The organism is Cutibacterium modestum (assembly GCF_008326345.1).
Lineage (GTDB): Bacteria > Actinomycetota > Actinomycetes > Propionibacteriales > Propionibacteriaceae > Cutibacterium > Cutibacterium modestum.
This window is the reverse complement of sequence record NZ_BJEN01000003.1, coordinates 172,573-193,526: the sequence shown is the minus strand read 5'-3', so window position 1 is coordinate 193,526 and position 20,954 is coordinate 172,573. Positions and strand designations below refer to the sequence as shown.

The window sequence follows — 20,954 nt, the reverse complement described above, 5'->3', positions numbered from 1 at the left end:
AAGGATGTGGCCGGGATTCAGCGACGCAAGGATTTCACCCCGCCCAGCCCCCATGCGTACCCGACAACCCCTAGGAAGGCACAAACGACGGCACACACCATGGCCATGGTAGACACTGTCGGCGCGCTACCCTCAACGGCGGCCGTTTTCCCTGGATAGCCGCCCGGGAGGAATCGCAGGAAGGTGTTCGATTGAGCAACGACCACAACCAGGTAGATCAGGGGGCCGCACAATGGTCCACCTCGCCGCGACACCATTCCCGCGGCGAACAATGCGATACCGGTACACAGCAGGCAGGTCACCGAGAGCCCTATGAATGGCGGCCACGGCAGCTGAAACCGTGCGGGAATTTGCGGTACCAGGACGGAATCACCATCAGGTATCAACTCAACGGGCAACGATCGCAGTACCCATCCTATGAGCAATGGAAGGCCAGCTGCACAGCCGCATATCCACAGCCCCATCCACGCATATCCAACCGTGAGGGACCGAACCGATGTCCTCTCGACCCAATCCATGGCCGATGAGACGCACCACATGATGGTGGCACAACCCACCAGAATGATCAGCTCAGGACCAGTCACAGGGCGATCCCACACGTCTCCCGGCGCCACCGACAGTCTCGTCTTCCACAGGAAAAAGGCCACGAACAAGACCACAAGCGGCACAATGACAAGGGCAATAGCATGACGCCCCCTCAGGAAAGTCGCTACGCCTCTCATCGGTGAAGATCACTGGAGGCCAATGAACACGTGCTCACCGCATGATGATGCGCCGTATACCAATGACGGAATGCGGTTACATCCATGCCGTCAAGGCCATTTCGTCACATCATCATGCTGAAATCCAGCCAGCCGAAGAATGGTACGTTCCACGGAATCGACACCATTGAGGGCCCCCATCTGCTGAGATGTCAACTCCGACCCTCCGGTCCGACGCATAAAAGCACATGCGTCTCGGCCTGAAAATGATTGAGCCAGCCCCTCACCCGTCAGATCCGACATTTGTTGTCTAGAGCCATATGAGGTCGGTCGGCCGAGATCAACCACAAGTTGCCCCTTGTATGCTTGGTACCCAGACTCAGCAAGCAGGACGTCACGAGAAACCACCGTATGCGGCAGGACAGACAAGACGCGCTGAGCGGGTTTCGCGTAGGACGACGCGAGACTCCGATGTGCTGGCGTGACGCATACCCGTACGCCTTCGTGCGACGAACACTCAAAGGCTAGTGGCGCATCACGAAACAACGGCACTAGCAAGACGACGCCCACGGCAGCAATGATGAGCGGTGGGGCGATCAAGGCCACACAGGGCATCACTCGACGCCAGCAGAACCTGTCGGCACGGACCCTGGACCAACGACTGGCGGTGAGGATGCAGGACAAGGTGACGATGCAGAAGAAGATGGCGCGCATGACCACGGCCGTGGCCGTGACGGTGTGGGTGCCACCCGGTTCCGACATTCCCAAAGACCATGCAAAGGCCACCGAGCCACGCCCCGTGTTGGCAAGAAGATTTCCATTAACGACGATCGGCATTTCGACCAGGATGATGCACACAACAGGTGCCACCAGCCACACGATGGGGTGGGACACCATCGCGGCCACGAGGTGAGCAACGGCCACCAAAGCCGCGAATGACAGCAGGACGACGATTAAGTCGGAGGCTTCGGCGACGGTTGGAGCCGCATTGAGCCACGTCATAGCGACCAGCGGGGCCGCCACGATGACCGTCCCGATGAGGAGGGCAGTCGTCTGCCGCCAGAACCAGTGCCAGTGGATGCCAAGAATGGACCGCGCCGGAGCAACCCCCACAACCATGTCCGAAGGTGCCGTTCGTGCCGCCAGGCCTGCCCCCATGAGGCCAGCCACGATGCCCCACAGCATACTGGACTCCCGGAGCGTGACGGCGACATCCTGCACTTGCCACAACCCCCAAGCCCATCGGCCTCGCAACGCAATGAAGCTGCACATGGCTCCTCCGACCGTCACGAGGACCATGTGCCATGACGTGAAGGGGAATACCATGCGGTGAAGACCGCGCAGCGGACGTATACCCTGAAGCGAAGTGAGCATCACACTGCACCCCCGAGGAGAGTGAGGTATCCAGCCTCAGCATCGTTGGTATTACGGACTGGATGCCCTCGGCCAACAGATTCCAATTCGGAATACGAGCCCTCGAAGACCAGCTTTCCCTCGGACAGGACGACGAGTTGCGACACGAAGCTCTGGAGATCCTCAAGCAGGTGAGTCGACACAATGACCGTCCGATCCTCGGCGAGCTCACCGAAGAGGGATCGCACTCCAATCCTTGATGCCGGGTCGAGGCCTACCGTCGGCTCATCAAGCAGTAGTACAGCCGGATCGCCGACAATCGCACACGCGATTCCAAGTCGTTGACGCATTCCACCCGAAAGAGACTGGACGCGCTCATCGGCGCGGTCAAGAAGCCCAACACGATCGAGGGCTGCACGTGCCCTCGCACGGCATTCGCTCGGTTCAACGCCTCGCGCCCAGGCCGCGTATTCCACGGCCCGCCGCATGCGGAAGTGCGACGGGAGGGAAAACCGCTGGGGCAGGAATCCGACCAAACCACGAATGGTGTCGACGTCATCGCTGACATCAACACCATTCACCCGAAAGTGGCCGGACTCCGGTTCACGAAGTGTCGCGAGGATACTGAGAAGTGTCGACTTTCCGGCCCCATTCGGACCGAGCAGCCCCCACAAACCAGAGCCAAACTCACAGGAAATGTCAACTAGGCTACGCCGATGGCGGTACCGGTGTGATACATGCTTGAGTTCAATCATTCACTTGACCGTAACGTAACCCGATTTCGCTGATGCCATATGACGTCCTTTCTGAAGCAGAAACATCTCTAATGGAAATCTCGCCACCGCACCCAGATTTTCATCTAAAGTAGGGCAGTATCAACCTTGTGGCAAATTCTGCGGTACATATCGCGCTCCCACAATTCTTCTCAGAATCGAGTCAGTACAGCATTGCCGACGCCGGATCCGAGAGGATCTCCGCAACATCGTGGAGAAATGTCGAACCCTGCTCACCGTCAATAAGACGATGATCGAACCCGAGGCTCATCGTCGTGACCCACCTGGGCACAACGCGCTCGTCGCCACCAGTCCCGACGACCCACGGCCTCCGGGCGATAGCTCCGAGTACGAGGATCGCCGACTCTGTCCGGTTGACGACCGGGGTGCCGGCGTCGAGCCCGAACACCCCGACGTTCGTGATCGAGAAGGTACCGTCGGCATAGTCGGGCGGTTGCAGTTTGTCTTCCTTGGCGATCGCAACGATCCGGGTGATCTCCGTCGCCAACTCAAGCATCGTCATGTCCTGGGCGTCGCGCACCACCGGTACCATAAGGCCGCGCGGCGTAGCGGCGGCAATGCCGAGGTTGATGTGGTCACGGAAGACGATCTGGTCAGCGGCGTCATCCCATGCGGCGTTGATGACGGGGGTGCGCCCCATCGCCAGGCACACCGCCTTGCACCACACCGTCAGCGGGGAGACACGCAGACCCTTGAAACGACGGTCGGCACGCAGCCGGTTGACCAGCTCCATCGTCGGGGTGACGTCGCAGGTAAGGAAGGCCGTCACGAGGGCCTTAGTATCCAAGGAATCCTTTACGGCCTTCGCTGTGACCTTACGCACCCCACCCACTGGCACCTTGCGGGTGTGGCCGTCGGGCTCGATCGGGGCGCCACCGAGGAGACGTCGAGACATCACCGACAGGTCCGCGAACTCGGCGTCGTCACTAGAACCACCGGTATTCCGAGCGGCACCATGCTGTCCCACCTCGGCCGCCGCTTTGACGTCACTCCTCGTCACTGCACCCTGCGGACCGGTGCCGGTCACCTGGAATAGGTCGACGCCGAGGTCTGCTGCCAATCGTCGGGCCGGCGGCTTGGCAAGGATGTGCGCGGTGCGGTCCATGCGCGGTGGGTCTTGACGAGGAGCCGACTCGGTCAGACGCTGCTTCGGTTTCGCCTCAGCGTCGTGTCGAGGTTCCGAAACCGATTGCTCAGGATGAGTGTCTGCATCCTCCTCGCGCGCCCGCTCAGTCGACACCGCAGCACATTTGCGGCGACGACGTCGACGTCCGGACTCCGCCGGGACGTGGCCAACGAGGAACTCCGGCTCGTCCTGCGAACCGTCGTCAATCGTCACCAAGGGCGCTCCAACGGCCACCGTCTCACCAGGCTCAGCACACAGTTTTGCCACAGTTCCGGCAAACGGGCTGGGAAGCTCGACGACCGATTTAGCGGTCTCGACCTCGCACAGCACATCGTTGATCTTGACGGTGTCGCCGGGAGACACCTGCCAGGAGACAACTTCTCCCTCAGTAAGTCCTTCGCCCGGGTCGGGCATGCAGTAATTTTTCATGTGAATGCCTCTCAGACGGTGATCAGAAGGCCAGGGAACGGTCGACGGCGTCGAGAATGCGGTCGACGTCCGGGATGTGCTCCCCCTCAGCCTTGGCCGGCGGGTATGGGGTCGACCATCCGGCGACCCGCAATACCGGGGCTTCCATAACGTAATACAGCTCCTCACCCAACCGAGCCGCGATCTCCGCACCAATGCCCTGGGTGCGCGGCGCCTCCTGGACGACGATCGCCCGCGTCGTACGACCAACCGACTCGTAGACGGTCGCCATGTCGAGCGGGGAAAGACTACGCAGATCAATAACGTCGAGCTCTCGCCCTTCCCGGGACACCTCCTTTGCCACATCCAGGCAAGTATCGACCATCGGGCCGTAGCAGATCAGGGTAGCGTCCTTACCGGAGCGCGCGATCCGAGCTTGGTGCAAGCCCAGCTCGGGTGTCTGCCCAACCTCGCCTCGGGTGTAATACCGACGCTTCGGCTCGAAGAAAATCACCGGGTCGGGGCTCTCGATGGACTGACGCAGCAACCAGTAGGCGTCATCAGGGTTGGAACAGGTGACGACCTTAAGACCCGGCGTGTTTGCGTAGAACCCTTCCGGCGACTCGGAGTGGTGCTCCGGCGAGCCGACGCCGCCACCGAAGGGAATGCGAATCGTCACCGGCAAGGACCACCGGCCACCGACACGAGCCCGGTATCGAGCCAGCTGGGAGACAATCTGGTCAAAGGCCGGGGCACTAAAGCCGTCGAACTGGATTTCCACACACGGGCGATACCCGCGCATGGCCATGCCAATCGCTGTTCCGACGATGCCCGACTCTGCCAGCGGCGAATCGATGACTCGACGGCCACCAAACTGGGCTTTGAGCCCGTCAGTGATCCGGAAAACGCCACCGAGGGTGCCGACATCCTCTCCCATGAGGACGACGTGGTCGTCAGCAGCCAGAGCATCGGCCAGGCCAGCGTTAAGAGCCTTGGCAAGGGTGACCTCCCCCTGCGGACGCGCATTCTGCGATGAATTCTCGCCCATCACTTATCTTCCTCCCATGAGGCGATCTCCTCAGCATCGGCTAGCACGTCGGGGGTCGGCTCAGCGTACACGTCCGACATGAGCTCAGCCATCACCGGCGCGGCATTCTCGTGAACAGCTGCGCGAACCTCAGCGCCGAAAGCCTCCTCACGCTCAGCGAGGCCGTCAAGCCACGCCTGATCAATGACCCCGCGATCCTGCAAGTAGATGCGCAGGCGGATGATGGGGTCGGTCTTGCCCCAGGTCGACTCTTCTTCTGCGGTGCGATAACGGGCGGGGTCGTCGGTGGTGGTGTGAGCGCCCATCCGGAAGGTCCACGCTTCGACGAAGACTGGCCCTTTTCCGCTGCGGGCATGGTCGAGGGCCGATCGCAGCACGGCCGTCATGGCCATGACGTCGTTGCCGTCGACTTGCACGGCAGGGATGCCGAACCCGATAGCGCGACGGAAAAGGGACGACGGCGACTGCACCTTGGTCGGCTCTGAAATCGCCCACTGGTTGTTAACACAGACAAACACCACGGGGGCGTTCATCGAAGCCGCAAAGACGTAGGCCTCGTTCGTGTCTCCTTCACTCATGGCGCCGTCACCGTGGAAATCCAGCACGGCAGCCGGAGCACCCCCAGCTTCGACATCACGTTGGATACCCATGGCATAGCCGACGGCATGCAAGGTTCCCGACCCGATCATCACCGGGTAGGCGCTGAAGTGAGTGGTGACGGTGTCCCAACCGCAATGGGAGGTGCCGTCCCACGCCCCAAGGATGTCAGCCAAACTCACGCCCATGGCGTGGGCCAGGCCCTGCTCCCGGTAGGTGGGAAACACCTGATCTTCCCCTCCCAGGGCAAGCCAAGCGCCAGCCTGAGTGGCCTCCTGGCCCAGCAGCGGCGGCCACAGACCTAGCTCACCGTGACGCTGCAAGGCGGTGGCCTCAACGTCGAGACGTCGCGTCATGACCATCATCTCGAGGGCTTTAACGAGGTCGTCGTCGCTCAGGTCAACGGGAAAGCTGGGGTGCTCGGTTAAATGTCCCTGCTCGTCGAGGATCCGCACCATTGCAGGATCGGGACGATCAACGGGATGTTGCCTCGCTGGGAGGACGAACGGATCCGCGTCCCCTTCGTCGGCACACTTGTTCTCGGTCACATCTTCCTCCTGGTCAAATGCTCCGTCCCTCAATTCTGGACGCCAACAAGTCCAGTTCCAAACGGGATCTATCGTTCCGTAAAAAGCCACCAAAGATGAGGTTACCGTTCCGTAGGTTATCCACGGTCCCCACCCCGGACTTCAGTTGCTGAGACAATGTGCGTACCCTCAAACGGTGAGCAAAACAGTGGCGGTCATCGGTGCCGGAATGACGGGTCTGACAGCCGCACACCACCTGCAGAACCACGGCTGTCGACCCGTCGTCCTCGAGGCGGGGCAGCGCGTCGGCGGCCAGGTCAGGTCCCGTCGTCTGGGTTCCGATGTGGTCGAGATGGGAGCCGAGGCCGTACCCCTTCGCGCCCCAGGAGTTGCTGCACTCGTTACGGAGCTGGGGTTGACGGACTCCATGCGTCATCCAGCCCCTGGACGCACCTTATTATCGAGCCGGCGCGGGATCGTCGAGCTGCCAGCCGGGGTGACGCCAGTAGGACCCACGAGGTTCCTCCCCACTATCGCCTCACGCATCCTCTCCCCTGCCGGTCTGCTACGAGCCGGGCTCGAACCTTTCAACGCTCGCCCACACCCTGACGACGTCAGCGTAGGCCAGTTCATCTCCGAGAGATTTGGTGACGAGGTGGGTCGCGCTGTCGTCGACCCGATGCTGGGCGGTATACATGCCGCTGACCTCAACACGTTTTCGCTAGCGGTCGCCGCACCCGCCTTGGGGCAGGCAGTGAAGAAAGGCGACTCCATCGTCGCCGGAACTCTCAAGCGCAATGCTGCCGGATGGTGGTCGCGGATTCGCCATCGTTCACAGCGCTCTGGTCCCCGTACCCCTGCCACGGCCACCTGGAGGCACGGCCTAGTGACGTTGCCCGACGCGCTGGCGGAAGGACTCACCATTCACACGAATACCCGTGCCACGGGAATCCGTCAGGTTGGTCACGAATGGGTAGTCGAAGTCACCGGCCCGCGTGGCATCGGATCGGTTGCTGTTGATGACGTCATCATTGCTACCCCCGCCAAGGTTGCGGCAGCCCTGCTCGCTACAGCATGCCCGCAGGCTTCCGAACTGCTGTTGCAGTGCGACAGCACCACAGTCGCCACGCTAGTTATGCGAGCCGAACCCACTGGCCACCCGATCGCCACGGCCCAAACATGGTTTATCGGTTCAGCGTGGTCTCCCCTGGTACGCCAAGTCACCAACCTCTCGACGAAGTGGTACCTCGCCAAGCCCACCTTCCGGATCGCCATAGGTCGGCAGGGTGGAATGCCCATCGACAACCTATCCGACGATGACCTCGTCGCCATGACCATGGCAGAACTGAAACGTCTCGGACTGGCTCTCGACCTTCGCAACTACGTCGTTGAGCGCCACCGCGGCGCCATGCCGCAACCGGCTCCCAGCCACCGGAAACGCATGGCCCAACTCACCACGATCCTCGACGGCACCGGCCTCCACGTTGGAGGTGCCGGTATCGATGGTGCTGGAGTCGGCACTGCAATCGTTGCCGGACACCGTCTCGCACGCCACATCACCTCGAAGGAGGAGAACTCGTGACTATCACTGAGCACCCCAACCACCTGGCCCGGCCTAGCAGTGCGCCCACAAGGCACCCTGGTGGCCATCCGGGAGGCCATCCTGGCCACAGCCCACTCGTCCGCGAGATCAGGCACGACCTCAACGACAAGCCCTTCATCGTTATTTGGGAGGTCACCCGCGCCTGCGCGCTGGTCTGTCAACATTGCCGCGCCGAGGCCCAGCATCATGCCGCCCCCGGTCAGCTCACCAACGCCCAGGGCCACGAACTCATCGATCAGCTCACCAGCTACGAGAAGCCCTACCCGATGCTCATCCTCACCGGCGGTGACTGCTTCGAGCGCCCTGATCTCGTCGACCTGATTGAGTATGGGGTCAGCAAGGGTCTCCACGTGTCGGTCTCGCCGTCGGTGACCCCGCTCTTTACCCATGACCGCGTCAAAGCAGTGCAGGACGCCGGGGTATCGATGATGTCAATGTCCCTAGATGGTGGCTCAGCAGCGACCCACGACGCCTTCCGTGGTTTCCCGGGCACCTTCGATCGCACCGTCGAGGCCTGCCACATGCTTCGCGCGATGGGGATGAAATTCCAGCTCAATACGGTATTCACCGCCAAGAACATCCACGAAGCCCCCCAAATGCTCAAGAACGCCATCGACCTAGGGGCGTTCATGTTCTATACGTTCATGCTGGTGCCCACCGGACGAGGCGCCCAGCTCGACATGCTCTCACCTCTAGAGCGTGAGGACGTACTGTACTGGCTGCACGACAACTCCACGCGCATTGCCATCAAGACGACCGAGGCACCGCAGTACCGACGCATCGCCTTCCAGCGCGAAGCCGTCCGTCAGGGCAAAGAGCGCCCAGTTCGCCACGGAGAGCTCTACGAGTGGCTCACCCGCGAGACCAACGAGCTGCTGGGCGAAAGCATCACGGATCCGCGCCCGCCACGCACCCCGCTGGCGATCAATTCCGGGTCTGGGTTCGCGTTCATCGATCACACCGGCGTCTACCCGTCGGGATTCCTGCCGATCCATTGTGGGTCGATCAAGGAGAGGCCCTTCCCCGAGATCTACCGCGAATCGCCGATCTTCCAGGGGTTGCGCAATCCGAACGGGTTCTCCGGTAAGTGCAGGGCGTGCAATTTCAACCACTTCTGCGGTGGGTCGCGCTCGACGGCCTACGCCATGACCGGGGATTACCTCGCCTCCGATCCTTCCTGCGCCTATGTGCCGCCGGGCTATAGCGGTCAATTGCCTGAGGGGGTTCCCGTCGAGGGGATTCCGCGGATCTGACCGCAAGCCTTACGTGGACGTCACGAAGTCGACACGGTGGAACTCCTGGTGGCAAATGCCCATTGCTAGGACGGCCAACCATAGACGAAGCTAGCTGTGTATTGCACACATCATCACTTGGACGAGTTCAGGGGGAACCATGAATCACCGACGCAGGGCCCGAATCGCCGGCTTGACGGTGCTGTGCGTGGCCGGTGGCAGCTTCGGTGGTAACCCGGCTTTCGCGGCACCAAGCGCCAGTGGTAACCCGTCAGCGCCAGCCGCGTCGTGTAATGGTGACAAGAACGTCGACATCTTCAACTTCAACGACTTCCACGGCCGCATAGCTACCGGAGCCAGCCTTGTTCACGAGCCCGTACGGGTCCGCGGTGAGCCATTGCCCGCTGGTTTCTCCGCTCCGTCGGTAGCACAGGCGGATGCGACGTCGCTCTCTCGCTGCGGTCAGCAGGTCGAGTTCCTTTCCGGTCGTGAACCACCCTGATGGGTCGATGAGGAGTACCTCGGACAGGGGCGGGGTACCAAGCACCTGTCCTCGCGTGGCGATGGCCGTCATTTTCTCCTGGGCGCTGGCGTGGACTGCCTGCAGCCCGACCTGCTCAAGAAGGTCGGCGTCCAGCCCCGCGACAGTGAGCAGCTGAAGCTCTCCCGGATCGAGACGAGCGACGTCCAGCCGAGCCCGGCCGTCCAGCACGATCGCGCCACCGTGTGAATCGGAACGCCCGCAGCTGGCAATGCTTCGACGTCACGCAGGATCGTGCGCGGTGAGACCTCGAATCGTCGGGTCAATTCTTGGCTCGTCATCCGCTCATGGGTCTGTAGGAGCAGCAGGATCGACAACAGCCTCGAGGACTTCATGGCCCCGATCCTCGCAGAAAACATGACATGAGTTGTCCTGTTTTGGTGATCGGCTAGTGCCAAATGATCCACTGACCCGAGAGACACCCATGCCGGCACCCAACCTGTTCCTGACCTACGTCAGCGACGCCGAACGGTCCACCGCCTTCTACAGCGACTTGTTCGACATCGAGCCCAACTTCACCAGCCCGCGCTACGTCGCCTTCGAGGTGACACCCGGGGTGCTGTTCGCCATCTGGACCGGCCGCAACGAGGACACCACCCGCGACACGCCCCGCACGAGCGAAATCGGACTCATGGTCCCCCGGTCGTCCACGGCAGTCGATGACGCCTACCGCGAGGGGGTCGCGAAGGGCGTACACGTCATCGAGGAACCACACGACGACGTGTTCGGCCGCACCTTCGTGATCGCCAACCCCGACGGCAACCTCATCCGGGTCAGCCCCGTCGACTGACCCGACAACCGATCCCCACGTGGCGGCGAGCACCAGCGCGGCGTCACCGTGGAGCGGGTCCTGTCCGACAACGGCGGCGTCTACCGCTCACACCTGTGGCGCAACACCTGCAACGAGCTCGGCATCAAGCACAAGCGCACCCGCCTGTACCGGCCGCAGACCAACAGCAAGATCGAACGGTTCCACCGCACCCTGGCCGACGGCTGGGCCTACGCCCGCTGCTACACCTCCGAGGCGGAGCGCCTTGGCAAGCTCGGCGACTGGCTGCACTACTACAACCACCACCGGCCCCACCCGGCCTGCGGGAACCAGCCACCCTTCTCACGATTGACCAACATCCCCGGTCAGTTCACTTAGAGGTGAACGTACAGGTAGTCACCCACGCAGACGACGCGCCCACCACGACCTAACCTGATGGACGACATGGCAGCGCCACCCGGCACAAGGCAGGGACCGAGCTACTGTTCGTTGTCACCACAGTCGTGGTTGGTGGCCACGCCGCACGGCGCTGGAGAACCCTGACCTGCCACAGTTCATGCAGCATCCGTGGTGGCTACGGGCAGAACCCGGGGCCGCCACGTGCAGGAGATCTCTCGTGGGTGGTTCGGATCGAGGGCGTTGAGCACCATCTGGTAGGCGACGGGATCATAGGGTAGGCGGCCGTGGCCATAGGCATCCAGAGGGCAGGCGTCCTGCACGGTCATGTTCTTGGCGCCCTTGAGGAAGGCTTGCGTGTAGGGCGTGACCGTCGTGTCGAGCCGGGTGGAGATGACGGTGTAGGCGATACCCGGGACGGTGTCGCCGTCACGGTAAACCTGTTGCATCAACGCTGATCCCTTGAGCTGCTGGCCGTAGGCCTCCATGTTGTGGTCGTAGCTCCACGTGCTAAGGAAATCCTTCACAGCCTCGGGCAGGCCGTCGACAAGCTTGTCGAGACCGACGGCGGTGGTGCCGTGGTTGGCGGCCACCAGTCCGATCAGCTTGTCGACCTTGGACGCTCCGCCATACATCTTGATGTAGGCGTTCGGCAGGATGCCGCCACCCTGCGAATGTCCGACGAAGTCGACCTTCTCAGAGCCCGTCGCTTTCCGGACCCGATCCACAAAGGCACCCAGCGCCTGCGCGGAGGCGCGCACGTCACCGGTGAAGCCCCAGCCCTCGTCGAGGATCCCCACGGGGACATTGGTGGTGAAGGTGTAGACACAGTACCCCTCATGGGCCAGATGGGGTCCGTAGAAGGACCATGTGGCGAACGCATTGCCGCCAGTACCGGGAATCAGGATGACCGGTCGGTCGCCGGGCTTGACCTTGCAGGAGAAGTCGTTCACACCCCGCGGCGCCACGCCCAGGTGCTTCTCGCTGTAAGAACGCGCCATCGACGACGTATGGAATTCCGGCCCGACGCCGTTACCGGGAATACCGTCGGGGCTGTGGGCTGCCTGGACCAAGGGATGGATATCCCCCGGCGAAGTAACAGCCTGCGCAATCGGCGCGGCAGCCATCAGAACGGCCACACTCGCGGCCATGACGGCGAATCGTGCGTTGATCTTCATCAGTGACTCCTCAGCGGAACACGGGGCGAATTTCGTGAATCATATTGATTCAATTCGAAAAGGGTAGACTACAAAAATTTCATCTCAAGGGGTGGCCTAAACGATACATCACATTGAGAATTCTCCTAACTCGGTCAGTGGGGTCAACGCCCCCTAAGGTAACCCCCGAGAGATTCCATACGACTTGGCGGTGGGGATCAGCGGGGGCGCAACTCCCCGTAGGGTGTCCTGCTGCTTGCCCTCGGCGTTCCACGATATGGCCTGCGGCAAGCCCCTTGGCTTTCTAGCCAGACAGGCGCCATACTAAGGCCAACTGAAGCTATCCACATAATCTAACCCCAGTAAGGCTCCATGCAAGAAATAATAACCGCACAACTGTGAACGAAAGTTATCTGATATGACCGAACGCTATACTTTCGTGAGCCCGCCGGTCATGCTAATTTCGCGGCTACTTGGCGCGCTATAGCTCCGTGTATCACGCTCGTCACCCCACCGAAGAGCCCTCTTCATATATGCTGGTACCTCGCCAGTCATCTCCAGCCCGATTCATCCTGGCGGCTGTTGGTAGTTGACATTAGAAGAAGGAATTGCCATGCGTCGAAAGTCTGCCCTCGGATTTGTAGCTTTGTCCCTGTTCGCCACAGGGATGGGCGTTGCCACAGCAGTGCCGGCAATTGCCTCGCCGGCGGATACGGCAGCGCCAGTTCGCGTCGACGCTTCACGGTGGACCACCCAGGGGCGTTGGGTGACCGACGCCCAGCACCGCGTGGTCATCACGCAGGGGATCAACGAGGTCGCCAAGAGCGCCCCCTACGCCCCCGATGCCGTCGGTTTCGGTGAAGACGACGCAGCCTTCCTCGAGGCGCAGGGGTTCACCAGTGTCCGGCTGGGGGTGCTGTGGGCCGGCGTCGAGCCTCGGCCGGGCGTCTACGACGACGCTTACCTGGCCCGGGTCGAACGCACCGTGCGGATCCTCAACGCCCACGGCATCGCCAGTGTCCTCGACTTCCATCAGGACATGATCAACGAGAAGTACCAGGGGGAGGGGTGGCCTGCCTGGGCCGCGCTCGACCACGGCATGCCCAACATCGTCAAGACGGGCTTCCCCGGCAACTATTTCCTCAACGAGGCCGTCAAATACTCCTTCGACTCCTTCTACGACAACGCCAAGGCCTCTGACGGCATCGGTGTCGCCGACCACTACGCCAGCGCCTGGCGACATGTGGCCGAGCATTTCCGAAACGTGCCCGGCGTGCAGGGCTACGACCTGTTCAATGAGCCGTTCCCGGGCCACCGCTACACGCGGTGCCTCACGCAGCTCGGTTGCCGCGCTGCTGACGCGCGACTGTCGGCCGTCCAGCAGAAGACTGTCGACGCGATCCGCTCGGTCGACAAGGCCACCACTATCTGGTACGAGCCGATGCAGTTCTTCAACATAGGTGTCGGGACCAACGTCCGGCTCACGGGATCCAACCTGGGGTTAAGCTTCCACGACTACTGCACCAGCCAGGCCACCCTCCACTCCTATGTCGGATGCACTGCGCCCGACAACCGGGTCTTCACTAACGCAGAGAAGCATTCACGTCAGACCGGGTCGGGGCTGATGCTCACCGAGTTCGGCGCCATCACGACCCCCGCGGTGATCACGTCCCAGATGGACCTGGCAGCTCGCAACCGGGTCGGCGTCCAGTGGTGGGCCTACACTGCCGGTGATCCCACCACAGCCGGCCCGGGCACCGAGCAAGCCCTCGTCGACGACCCAGCTCGGCCACCCCAGGGGACCAACGTCGAAAGCGCCAAGCTGGCGCTGATCGCCGTTCCCCACCCGGACCGTGTCGCGGGCACCCCATCCGCGTACCACCACGACCGGTCCCGACGCGTGTTCACCATGACCTGGACCGCCCAGCGGCCCGACGGGTCGCGCGCGGAGGAGTCGGACGAGACGACTGTGGTGGTCCCTGCCATCTCAGCGCCCCACGGGTACGACGTGCAGGCGTCCGGCGCCCACGTCACCTCCCACCCAGGCGACCGGGTGGCGCGGTTGCACCTCAACCAAGGCAGTGCCACGGCGAAGGTCACGATCACCCTGCGCTAACCCTTCAAGCGTCTTCAGCACCGACCTACAAGTCTCCCAGACACTTTTACGACCGGCCCTCCTCCTTGGGGTGGGCCGGTCCTTTTCGTGTCGCGGGATGCACCTGGCAGCACCACCTCCGGCCCCCATGGAGAACAGTAGGTATCCTCGCAGGGTATTACGGCCAAGGCATATTTGACGTTCCACGCTTGCCACTGCCGTCTTAGGGCCATACTGCCGCCACGCAGCTGAGACGGTGACCAATCGGGTAGGGTGACTGGTTGCCGTAGCCCATGTGAGGCCGGTGATAGTTATAGTGGCGTGCTCAGCCCCCCTGAACTCACCCCGCCGTTCAGCCTCAGAGGTGTAGCAAGCAGACGTAAGCTCAGCTAATCGGTCAAGACGTGGTGGAATCTCTCGGTCTTCCCATTGACATATACGCGATATATCCGAGTCCACTGGCGTGTGATACCCAGTATCAGCGCCACGAGGACGGTCAGCCACCCCAACGTCACCTGCAGCGCGTGGGCATGGGGAGTGGGCAGGGCGTTGAAACGCACGACCACCACAGCGAGGGAAACTGCCAGAACGAGGAATAGGCACGATGCCGCTACCCCGCCGACGAGAGTCAGCACGGTTTGAGGCAGTGAGCAGGTATAACCCCATGGCAGATACAACTCCCGCAGTCGGCAGGTTCGTGGCCGTGGGAGGTTTCGCGGACGGGGTGCCCGCGACACGGTCCGGGCGGGGAACGGCGATCAGCGCCAGCTTGACGCCTTCGACGTTGATCCCCCTCTGTGATGACCACGCGGCGCTGTACGTCGGTCACCCAGCGTCACTGAGTGGTCCACCGTGAAGCGACAACGCAAACCGGCGCTGCCGTATCCGCCGGCGAGGCAGTTGCCGGTGTTGCTGCGGCAATGCCCATCCCTGTGGCGAACAACAAATCCGAGGAATGAGTAGAGCTTTCGGTCAGATTGAATAACTTTCGTTCACAATCGTGGCGAGGAGGTTAGTAAGGGGTTCTGACGAGAGAAGGACTTTGATAGTCACTGATCGGCCCCAATGGCTGTTCCACATCCCTCGAGGAGGATTCCCATGAAACGTTCGGCTCTTATCATCCCGATTTTGACCGGCGCAGTGCTTGCACCGGTGGCGCCCGCGGTCGCCGTGGCGGCGCTAGCTCCGGTGAGCCAGTCTGCTGCGCGCCAGCATGCCCAGGTCGACGCCGAGCAGGCGCTCGCGCAGGTCAATGCCCGCATCGCCGAGCTGCATAAGATTCCCCAGGCGCAGGTTCCCGCAAGCGAGGCTCCGAAGGTCAACTACGGCGAGGAGATCCGCAAGCTCCTCGACACGGCCTTCGAACTGCGCACCGCGATCGAGTCGATCATTGCCGGCAAGGTGCCGCCGGTGGACCTGTCCACCATCCCGGCTCGTGTCGACCTGCTGACCACCAGCGTGAAGACCATCCAGCAGGCCAACCATAACCTGGTCAACAAGGTGGAGGCTGCTCACGTCGAGCTGGGCTTCTCGATCACACGCGCCCTGATCCGCACGATCAACCCAACCAGCACCGCAGCGCAGTTGGCCGAGAGCAAGGCCGACGTGCTGTCCACGTACGCGAAGGTCGCGGCCTACCGCGACCTCAAGCCCACCGATGCGGCGACCGTGTACGTCAAGAACCGCCTCAACACGAAGATCTGGCAGACACGGATCAACCGTGACAAGTACCTCCTCGGCAAGAACGCAGAGGGGTACAAAGCGATCAACAAGGCGCTCACCCACGCAACCAGTGTGTGGTTCAATCCCGCCACCACCGTCAAACAGGTCGACGACGAGGTGAAGGCTCTGGACCTCGCTTTCCAGGCCGCTCTGGACCGGGGGCCGGCTGATGGGAAGCTGCGTACCAACTGACCCACCCTCCCGGGACTTCCGTAGAAGGAGACTGGCTCGCCTTGCCCGTGAGCCCGGTCTTCTTCTCCCCTATTGACGTGTCGTCCAGGGCTTGGTCCGCGACGGATTCGCCCCACGGGTCGTCCACTTGGTGGATCATTTGTGGCACACGAGAGTTCACAGCCGTGACCGTTCAGACTGTGAACGCGTCCAGTCGGTGCAGCGTCGAGAGGCGTTCGACGTCGTTGCCCAGAAGGGTTCGGGCGGTATTGGTTGTCGTGGTGGAGCCAGAGTCCAGCACGCTGCGTCGTTCGGTTTCGGAGGTGTAGCAGCGGGCGTTGATGAAGTGGCCACTGGCAGTGGCTTGGTGGGTGAAGTCGAGTGCTCCGGTGCGCCAGGGTGCCGCCGCGTCGAAGCCGAGTTGCGTGGCCCAGTCCTGGGAGATGACCCCAACGGGCATGGCCAGCTGAGCCCCGCATTCGCGGTCGGTCGTGTCCATCTCGAGGGCGATTTGTCACTGCGCCCATAGCCCCGCAGGTCGGGACGATCACCGTGAACCGTCGAGCCGCCGGGCAACGTGTCGCCTCATGTAGTACGTCTGCGGGAAACCGTGGAATAGGACCATTGCGGGGCCCTGTCCGCCGACGGCAACATTCAGGTGAGTTCCGTCGGTGCCCGGGGGAGTGATAGGTGAAGTCGTTGGTTGTGAAGGTGGTCCACCTGCGAATAGCGAAGTTGTGACGCTTCTTACTCGGGTTCAAGTCAAAAGACGTCGATATCTCTTGTCCGTCGTCCAAAGCTGCCAAGAAATCTCGCTGTTGACGTTCACATCGCCGAATCGGGGCATTTCTTGACAGCTCCGTGTAGTTCGCCGCAAGTATGAACCCTGGCAAGGCCCTCCCCACACCAGGCAGACTGGACCCACCGACCATGGGAGGAACCCCCTGTGAGCAACCAGAACACTTCCTCCGTCATTTTCGTGTGCTGGGGAAACATCTGTCGTTCCCCGATGGCCGAATTCGTCGCCAGGAAAGTCTTCTCCGACGAAGGCCTGGACGCCCGCATCACCAGCGCCGGTGTCAGCGATGAGGAGCACGGCGGCCCGATGGATTCGCGAGCCAGGTCCGTCCTGAAGTCCCACGGATACCCCTGCTCGGGCCACAACGCTCACCAGATCGACGAGTCCGAGATCATGTCCGCCGACCTCGTCATAGCCGCCGAGCCGCGCCACATCCAGATGATGAAGCGGATGGCCCCCGACGCCGACAACCTCCGTCTCATCCGCGACTACGACCCCAAATGCACCCCTGGCACCTCCCTGCCGGACCCCTGGTATGGCTCGGCCGACGGGTTCGAGGACACCCTCGACGCCATCGAGGCCGCAATGCCCGGAATCGTTGACGAGGTGCGCTCACTGGCCTGATCAGTTCCCCGCCATGGCGCTGGTCCCCCGAGACCAATCGTTGCGGCACTATAGGCTGTTCCCATGAGTTTGTTCTTGGTCGGCGGAGGGTACGACGACTCACTGGTGGAGGTCTACGACGAGTTCGTCTCCCAGGCCCGCCATCACAATGCTGACGCTCCGATTGCGGTGGTCGTGGCTGGTCCGCCCTCCGAGTCCGCCGACCACGCCGCCGAATTGACGCGCATCGTCGCCTCCCGGTGGGTTGACGCGAACATCCTCACCATCTACCTAGACGGCCCGGGTACCGCCCCGATGATGGGCGACCCGGCCACCCCGCTGTGGGCAGAGGACGAGTCCTTCCAGCCCCCCGACAATCTCGACGCCCTTGCCGGCATCATCGTCGGCGGCGGTGCCGTCCCCAGTTACATCAACGGTCTTGCACCGGCCGCCGAGCAGCTCTCGATGCTGGTGCGCGGCGGTGCTCCGTGGCTCGGCTTCTCGGCCGGTGCGATGGCCCCGTGTGTCACCGCTCTGGCAGGAGGCTGGAAGCTGCAGGGACGCCAGGTCGGCCAGCAGACAGGTGCTGAGGGCTTCGACGAGGTCACCTTCGTCGAGGGCCTTGGCCTGGTCAGCCTGACCATCTCCACCCACAACGACACCCTTTCCGGCGACGGCCTCATCATATCGGCCGTCGAGTCCGGCCTGCTTTCCAGTGCCGTTGCCGTCGACGAGGCCACCTGCCTGCGCATCGACGCCTCGACCGGCCACACCGAGGTGATGGGACGTGGCCTGGTTCGCTGGTTCACCCGCGAGGTCAACGGAGTTCTCGTCCGCTCCCAGCGCTCCGTCACCCCGGAAACGGCTCCAGCCCCGCACAAGCCCCGCTTCGACGGTCTGGCAAAGGTGGCGGCGGCGACCCGTGCCGCCCACGACAAGGAGGAGCGCGCGAAGGCAGCCCGGCAGCGTGCCGAGGAGAGACGTCGCGCGCGGAAGTCCAAGTCTGCTGATGACGAGACCAAGACCTCCGAGGGCTCCGCCACCCCCGAGGACGCACCTGCCTCCGCAGCCAACCCCCAGGCTGCCGCGGATCCGACCCCGACGGCAGGCCCGGAACCCGATCCCCTCTCGGATGCCGATCCCACCGCACAGCCCCCGACGGAGGACGTCAAGCCATGAGCATGCACATTCTTGTCGTTGACGATGATCGCGCGGTACGAGAATCCCTCGCCCGATCCCTGCAGTACAGCGGCTACGAGGTCGATAGCGCCGCCGACGGCGTCGAGGCTCTCGCCCATCTATCCGGAACTCACCCCGACGCCGTCATTATGGACGTCATGATGCCGCGTCTAGATGGCTTGGAAGCCACCCGGATGCTGCGCAGCAACGGCAACGACGTCCCGATCCTCGTCCTCACCGCCCGCGATGCTGTCGACGACCGCGTTGACGGCCTCGACGCTGGCGCCGACGACTACATGGTCAAGCCCTTCGCCCTCGACGAACTTCTCGCTCGACTACGCGCCCTCACTCGTCGTTCCCGTCCCGAGCCAGAGCAGGACGAGGCCCCTGAACAACTCTCCTTCGCTGACCTCACCCTTGATCCAGGCAGCCGCGAGGTCACCCGCGGGAACCGTCGCATCAGTTTGACGCGTACCGAATTCGCCCTACTAGCCGTTTTCCTACAAAACCCGGAAAAAGTGCTGGAGCGATCGTGGCTGCTACATGAGGTGTGGGGATTCGACTTCCCGACCACCGCGAATTCCCTTGAGGTGTACATCGGATATTTGCGCCGCAAGACCGAGCACGATGGTGAGCCGCGTCTCATCCACACCGTTCGCGGCGTCGGGTACGTGCTGCGGGAAGCAAATTCGTGATCCGTCGCTGGTGGCGGAGGCTGCTCGATTGGCGTCCGCGCCCCCTGCGCATGACCATGGGACGCCGGGTCAGCCTCCTAGTATCGACGTCCGTTGTCGTCGCGGTCGCTTTGACCTCCTTGTCGGCGTGGCTCATGACTCGCATCTCGCTGTATAGCGAGCTTGACGAGCAACTCACCCGGATGGCAACCACCATCTCGCCAAGTGTCGCCGCCGACCCTCAAAACCTCGGTGGGTTGGAAGCCAGTTCCCTGGCCGCCACGAACACCACCCTCATCCTGGTACGCGCCGACGGCCACATAACCACGGCCCCTGGAACTGAGGTTACCGTCACCACGGGACCCCAAGAACTCGCAGTTGCCCGCACCGGAATTGGGGTCAAGGCTCACACCGTCATTGACTCCCGCGGCGTTCCGGTGCGCATCGTCGCGATCCCCTTCACCTCAGATGGTGTCCACTATGCCCTCGTCACAGGCCAGGATCTCGCTGGGACCCGGGCCACCCTAGGGTCGCTGTGGATCGTTCTCGTCGGCACCGGAATCGTGGGCATCGTGCTCACCGCCATCGCCGGATATGTGGCAGGCAACTCTGCGACCAGCCCCTTGCGCGACCTCTCGCGAGCTGTTCACCACGTCACCACCACCGAAGATTTAACACCCATCCGGGTCCACTCCCATGACGAACTCGGCGATCTTGCTGTCTCCTTCAACAACATGCTGTCGTCGCTGTCGAACTCCCGGGAACGCCAAAAGCAGCTCATCGCTGACGCTTCCCATGAGTTGCGAACCCCCTTGACCTCGATGCGCACTAACGTTGAGTTGCTCATGGCTAACCAAAAGAGCCACATGCTCCCAGACGAAGCACACGGAGAGATCCTTGACGACGTCGCCGCCCAGCTCGGTGAGTTCTCCAGCCTCATCGGCGACCTCGTACAGCTCTCTCGTGAGGACGCTCCTCCCCCGCGTCCAGAATATTTTGACTTGTCAGATGCGGTATCCAAAGCCGTCGAGAGGGGACGACGGCGCGGCCCGAACCTGGAATTCGACGTCCATTTGGAACCCCATCTGGTGCTTGGCGACGAGGCCACCTTGGAGCGAGCTGTCACCAACTTGCTCGATAATGCGGTGAAGTTCTCCCCTGCCGGCGGCACCGTGACGGTGACTATGGAGGGCGACACCGTCGTCGTCAGTGACGAGGGACCTGGCATCGCGGAAGCCGATCTGCCTCACATCTTCGACCGGTTCTACCGCTCTGACCGCGCCCGCAACACTCCCGGAACCGGCCTCGGTCTATCGATTGTGGCGCACACCGTCACCAGCCATCAGGGCTGGATCAAAGCGTCACGCGCCCCCAGCGGCGGCGCCATGTTCACAATGTCCTTGCCGCGGGCAGAACCTCCGACGGAAGAACCGCCGGCGTCCTCATGATCGCGACCACG

The 20,954-nt window shown here is 62.5% G+C and carries 18 protein-coding genes and 4 pseudogenes; 10 read left to right on the top strand and 12 right to left on the bottom strand.

Annotated features, from left to right (window positions below):
* Positions 1–17 precede the first annotated feature (17 nt).
* The 6 genes and pseudogenes from F1563_RS09130 to F1563_RS09105 form a co-directional block, all read right to left on the bottom strand.
* Entirely contained in the window at positions 18–722 is a 705-nt protein-coding gene (locus tag F1563_RS09130) for a hypothetical protein (protein ID WP_007434167.1), read from the bottom strand.
* Positions 719–2,075 (bottom strand): annotated as a pseudogene (locus F1563_RS09125) (ABC transporter permease). Before F1563_RS09125 ends, F1563_RS09130 begins: the two are co-directional and overlap by 4 nt.
* Positions 2,075–2,809 carry an ABC transporter ATP-binding protein gene (locus F1563_RS09120; protein ID WP_002528106.1) on the bottom strand — a complete coding sequence of 245 codons (735 nt, stop codon included), beginning with the start codon at positions 2,807–2,809 and terminating at the stop codon, positions 2,075–2,077. Before F1563_RS09120 ends, F1563_RS09125 begins: the two are co-directional and overlap by 1 nt.
* Before the next feature lie 181 nt (positions 2,810–2,990).
* Entirely contained in the window at positions 2,991–4,388 is a 1,398-nt protein-coding gene (locus tag F1563_RS09115; RefSeq protein WP_172623689.1) for a dihydrolipoamide acetyltransferase family protein, read from the bottom strand.
* A gap of 37 nt (positions 4,389–4,425) precedes the next feature.
* Positions 4,426–5,430 (bottom strand): alpha-ketoacid dehydrogenase subunit beta, encoded by a 1,005-nt coding sequence (locus F1563_RS09110; RefSeq protein WP_002528108.1) that lies wholly within the window; start codon positions 5,428–5,430, stop codon positions 4,426–4,428.
* The gene (locus tag F1563_RS09105) at positions 5,430–6,485 is read right to left on the bottom strand and encodes a thiamine pyrophosphate-dependent dehydrogenase E1 component subunit alpha (RefSeq protein WP_172623688.1); all 1,056 of its coding nucleotides are present in this window, start codon (positions 6,483–6,485) and stop codon (positions 5,430–5,432) included. Before F1563_RS09105 ends, F1563_RS09110 begins: the two co-directional genes overlap by 1 nt.
* Before the next feature lie 298 nt (positions 6,486–6,783).
* Here F1563_RS09105 and hemG point away from each other — a divergent pair, with 298 nt between their 5' ends.
* Together hemG and F1563_RS09090 are read left to right on the top strand one after the other, a co-directional pair.
* Positions 6,784–8,136, top strand: a complete 1,353-nt coding sequence (gene hemG, locus F1563_RS09095) for a protoporphyrinogen oxidase (protein ID WP_002528110.1) — start codon at positions 6,784–6,786, stop codon at positions 8,134–8,136.
* A complete protein-coding gene (locus F1563_RS09090; protein ID WP_149302652.1) occupies positions 8,133–9,410 on the top strand; it encodes a TIGR04053 family radical SAM/SPASM domain-containing protein in 1,278 nt (425 codons plus the stop codon). The genes hemG and F1563_RS09090 overlap by 4 nt, the downstream gene beginning before the upstream one ends.
* 250 nt (positions 9,411–9,660) lie before the next feature.
* Here the strand turns inward: F1563_RS09090 and F1563_RS14275 are convergent, their stop codons facing one another.
* Both F1563_RS14275 and F1563_RS09080 read right to left on the bottom strand, forming a co-directional pair.
* The gene (locus tag F1563_RS14275; RefSeq protein ID WP_227431957.1) at positions 9,661–10,044 is read right to left on the bottom strand and encodes a WYL domain-containing protein; all 384 of its coding nucleotides are present in this window, start codon (positions 10,042–10,044) and stop codon (positions 9,661–9,663) included.
* Positions 9,960–10,289: an HTH domain-containing protein gene (locus F1563_RS09080; protein ID WP_002530742.1), complete on the bottom strand. Its 330-nt coding sequence runs from the start codon at positions 10,287–10,289 to the stop codon at positions 9,960–9,962. Before F1563_RS09080 ends, F1563_RS14275 begins: the two co-directional genes overlap by 85 nt.
* Positions 10,290–10,354: 65 nt before the next feature.
* Between F1563_RS09080 and F1563_RS09075 the strand changes: the two genes are divergently transcribed.
* Positions 10,355–10,720 carry a VOC family protein gene (locus tag F1563_RS09075; protein WP_002528113.1) on the top strand — a complete coding sequence of 122 codons (366 nt, stop codon included), beginning with the start codon at positions 10,355–10,357 and terminating at the stop codon, positions 10,718–10,720.
* A gap of 36 nt (positions 10,721–10,756) precedes the next feature.
* Positions 10,757–11,077: pseudogene (locus tag F1563_RS09070) on the top strand (integrase core domain-containing protein); the annotation flags it as partial.
* Between the two features lie 176 nt (positions 11,078–11,253).
* Here F1563_RS09070 and F1563_RS09060 read toward each other — a convergent pair.
* Entirely contained in the window at positions 11,254–12,273 is a 1,020-nt protein-coding gene (locus tag F1563_RS09060) for an esterase/lipase family protein (RefSeq protein ID WP_002528115.1), read from the bottom strand.
* 592 nt (positions 12,274–12,865) lie between these two features.
* Here F1563_RS09060 and F1563_RS09055 point away from each other — a divergent pair.
* The gene (locus tag F1563_RS09055) at positions 12,866–14,368 is read left to right on the top strand and encodes a cellulase family glycosylhydrolase (RefSeq protein WP_002528116.1); all 1,503 of its coding nucleotides are present in this window, start codon (positions 12,866–12,868) and stop codon (positions 14,366–14,368) included.
* 368 nt (positions 14,369–14,736) lie between these two features.
* On the opposite strand, the pseudogene F1563_RS09050 reads toward F1563_RS09055, so the two are convergent.
* A pseudogene (locus F1563_RS09050) lies at positions 14,737–15,176 on the bottom strand (hypothetical protein).
* Between the two features lie 269 nt (positions 15,177–15,445).
* Between F1563_RS09050 and F1563_RS09045 the strand changes: the two are divergent.
* On the top strand, positions 15,446–16,261 hold the full coding sequence (locus F1563_RS09045; RefSeq protein ID WP_002528118.1) for a CAMP factor family pore-forming toxin: 816 nt from the start codon (positions 15,446–15,448) through the stop codon (positions 16,259–16,261).
* 172 nt (positions 16,262–16,433) lie between these two features.
* Here the strand turns inward: F1563_RS09045 and F1563_RS09040 are convergent, their stop codons facing one another.
* Together F1563_RS09040 and F1563_RS14890 are read right to left on the bottom strand one after the other, a co-directional pair.
* Positions 16,434–16,700 (bottom strand): hypothetical protein, encoded by a 267-nt coding sequence (locus F1563_RS09040; protein ID WP_172623687.1) that lies wholly within the window; start codon positions 16,698–16,700, stop codon positions 16,434–16,436.
* A gap of 292 nt (positions 16,701–16,992) precedes the next feature.
* Positions 16,993–17,172 (bottom strand): annotated as a pseudogene (locus tag F1563_RS14890) (hypothetical protein); the annotation flags it as partial.
* 14 nt (positions 17,173–17,186) lie between these two features.
* Here F1563_RS14890 and F1563_RS09035 point away from each other — a divergent pair.
* From F1563_RS09035 to F1563_RS09020, 4 genes are all read left to right on the top strand, one after another.
* A complete protein-coding gene (locus tag F1563_RS09035; protein ID WP_007400997.1) occupies positions 17,187–17,663 on the top strand; it encodes a low molecular weight protein-tyrosine-phosphatase in 477 nt (158 codons plus the stop codon).
* A 63-nt stretch (positions 17,664–17,726) separates the two neighbouring features.
* Positions 17,727–18,821 carry a cyanophycinase gene (locus tag F1563_RS09030; RefSeq protein ID WP_002528121.1) on the top strand — a complete coding sequence of 365 codons (1,095 nt, stop codon included), beginning with the start codon at positions 17,727–17,729 and terminating at the stop codon, positions 18,819–18,821.
* A gap of 2 nt (positions 18,822–18,823) precedes the next feature.
* Positions 18,824–19,516: a response regulator transcription factor gene (locus F1563_RS09025; protein ID WP_269148784.1), complete on the top strand. Its 693-nt coding sequence runs from the start codon at positions 18,824–18,826 to the stop codon at positions 19,514–19,516.
* Positions 19,517–19,566: 50 nt separating this feature from the next.
* Complete coding sequence (locus tag F1563_RS09020) at positions 19,567–20,943, top strand: sensor histidine kinase (RefSeq protein WP_002528123.1); 1,377 nt, start codon at positions 19,567–19,569, stop codon at positions 20,941–20,943.
* Positions 20,944–20,954 lie beyond the last annotated feature (11 nt).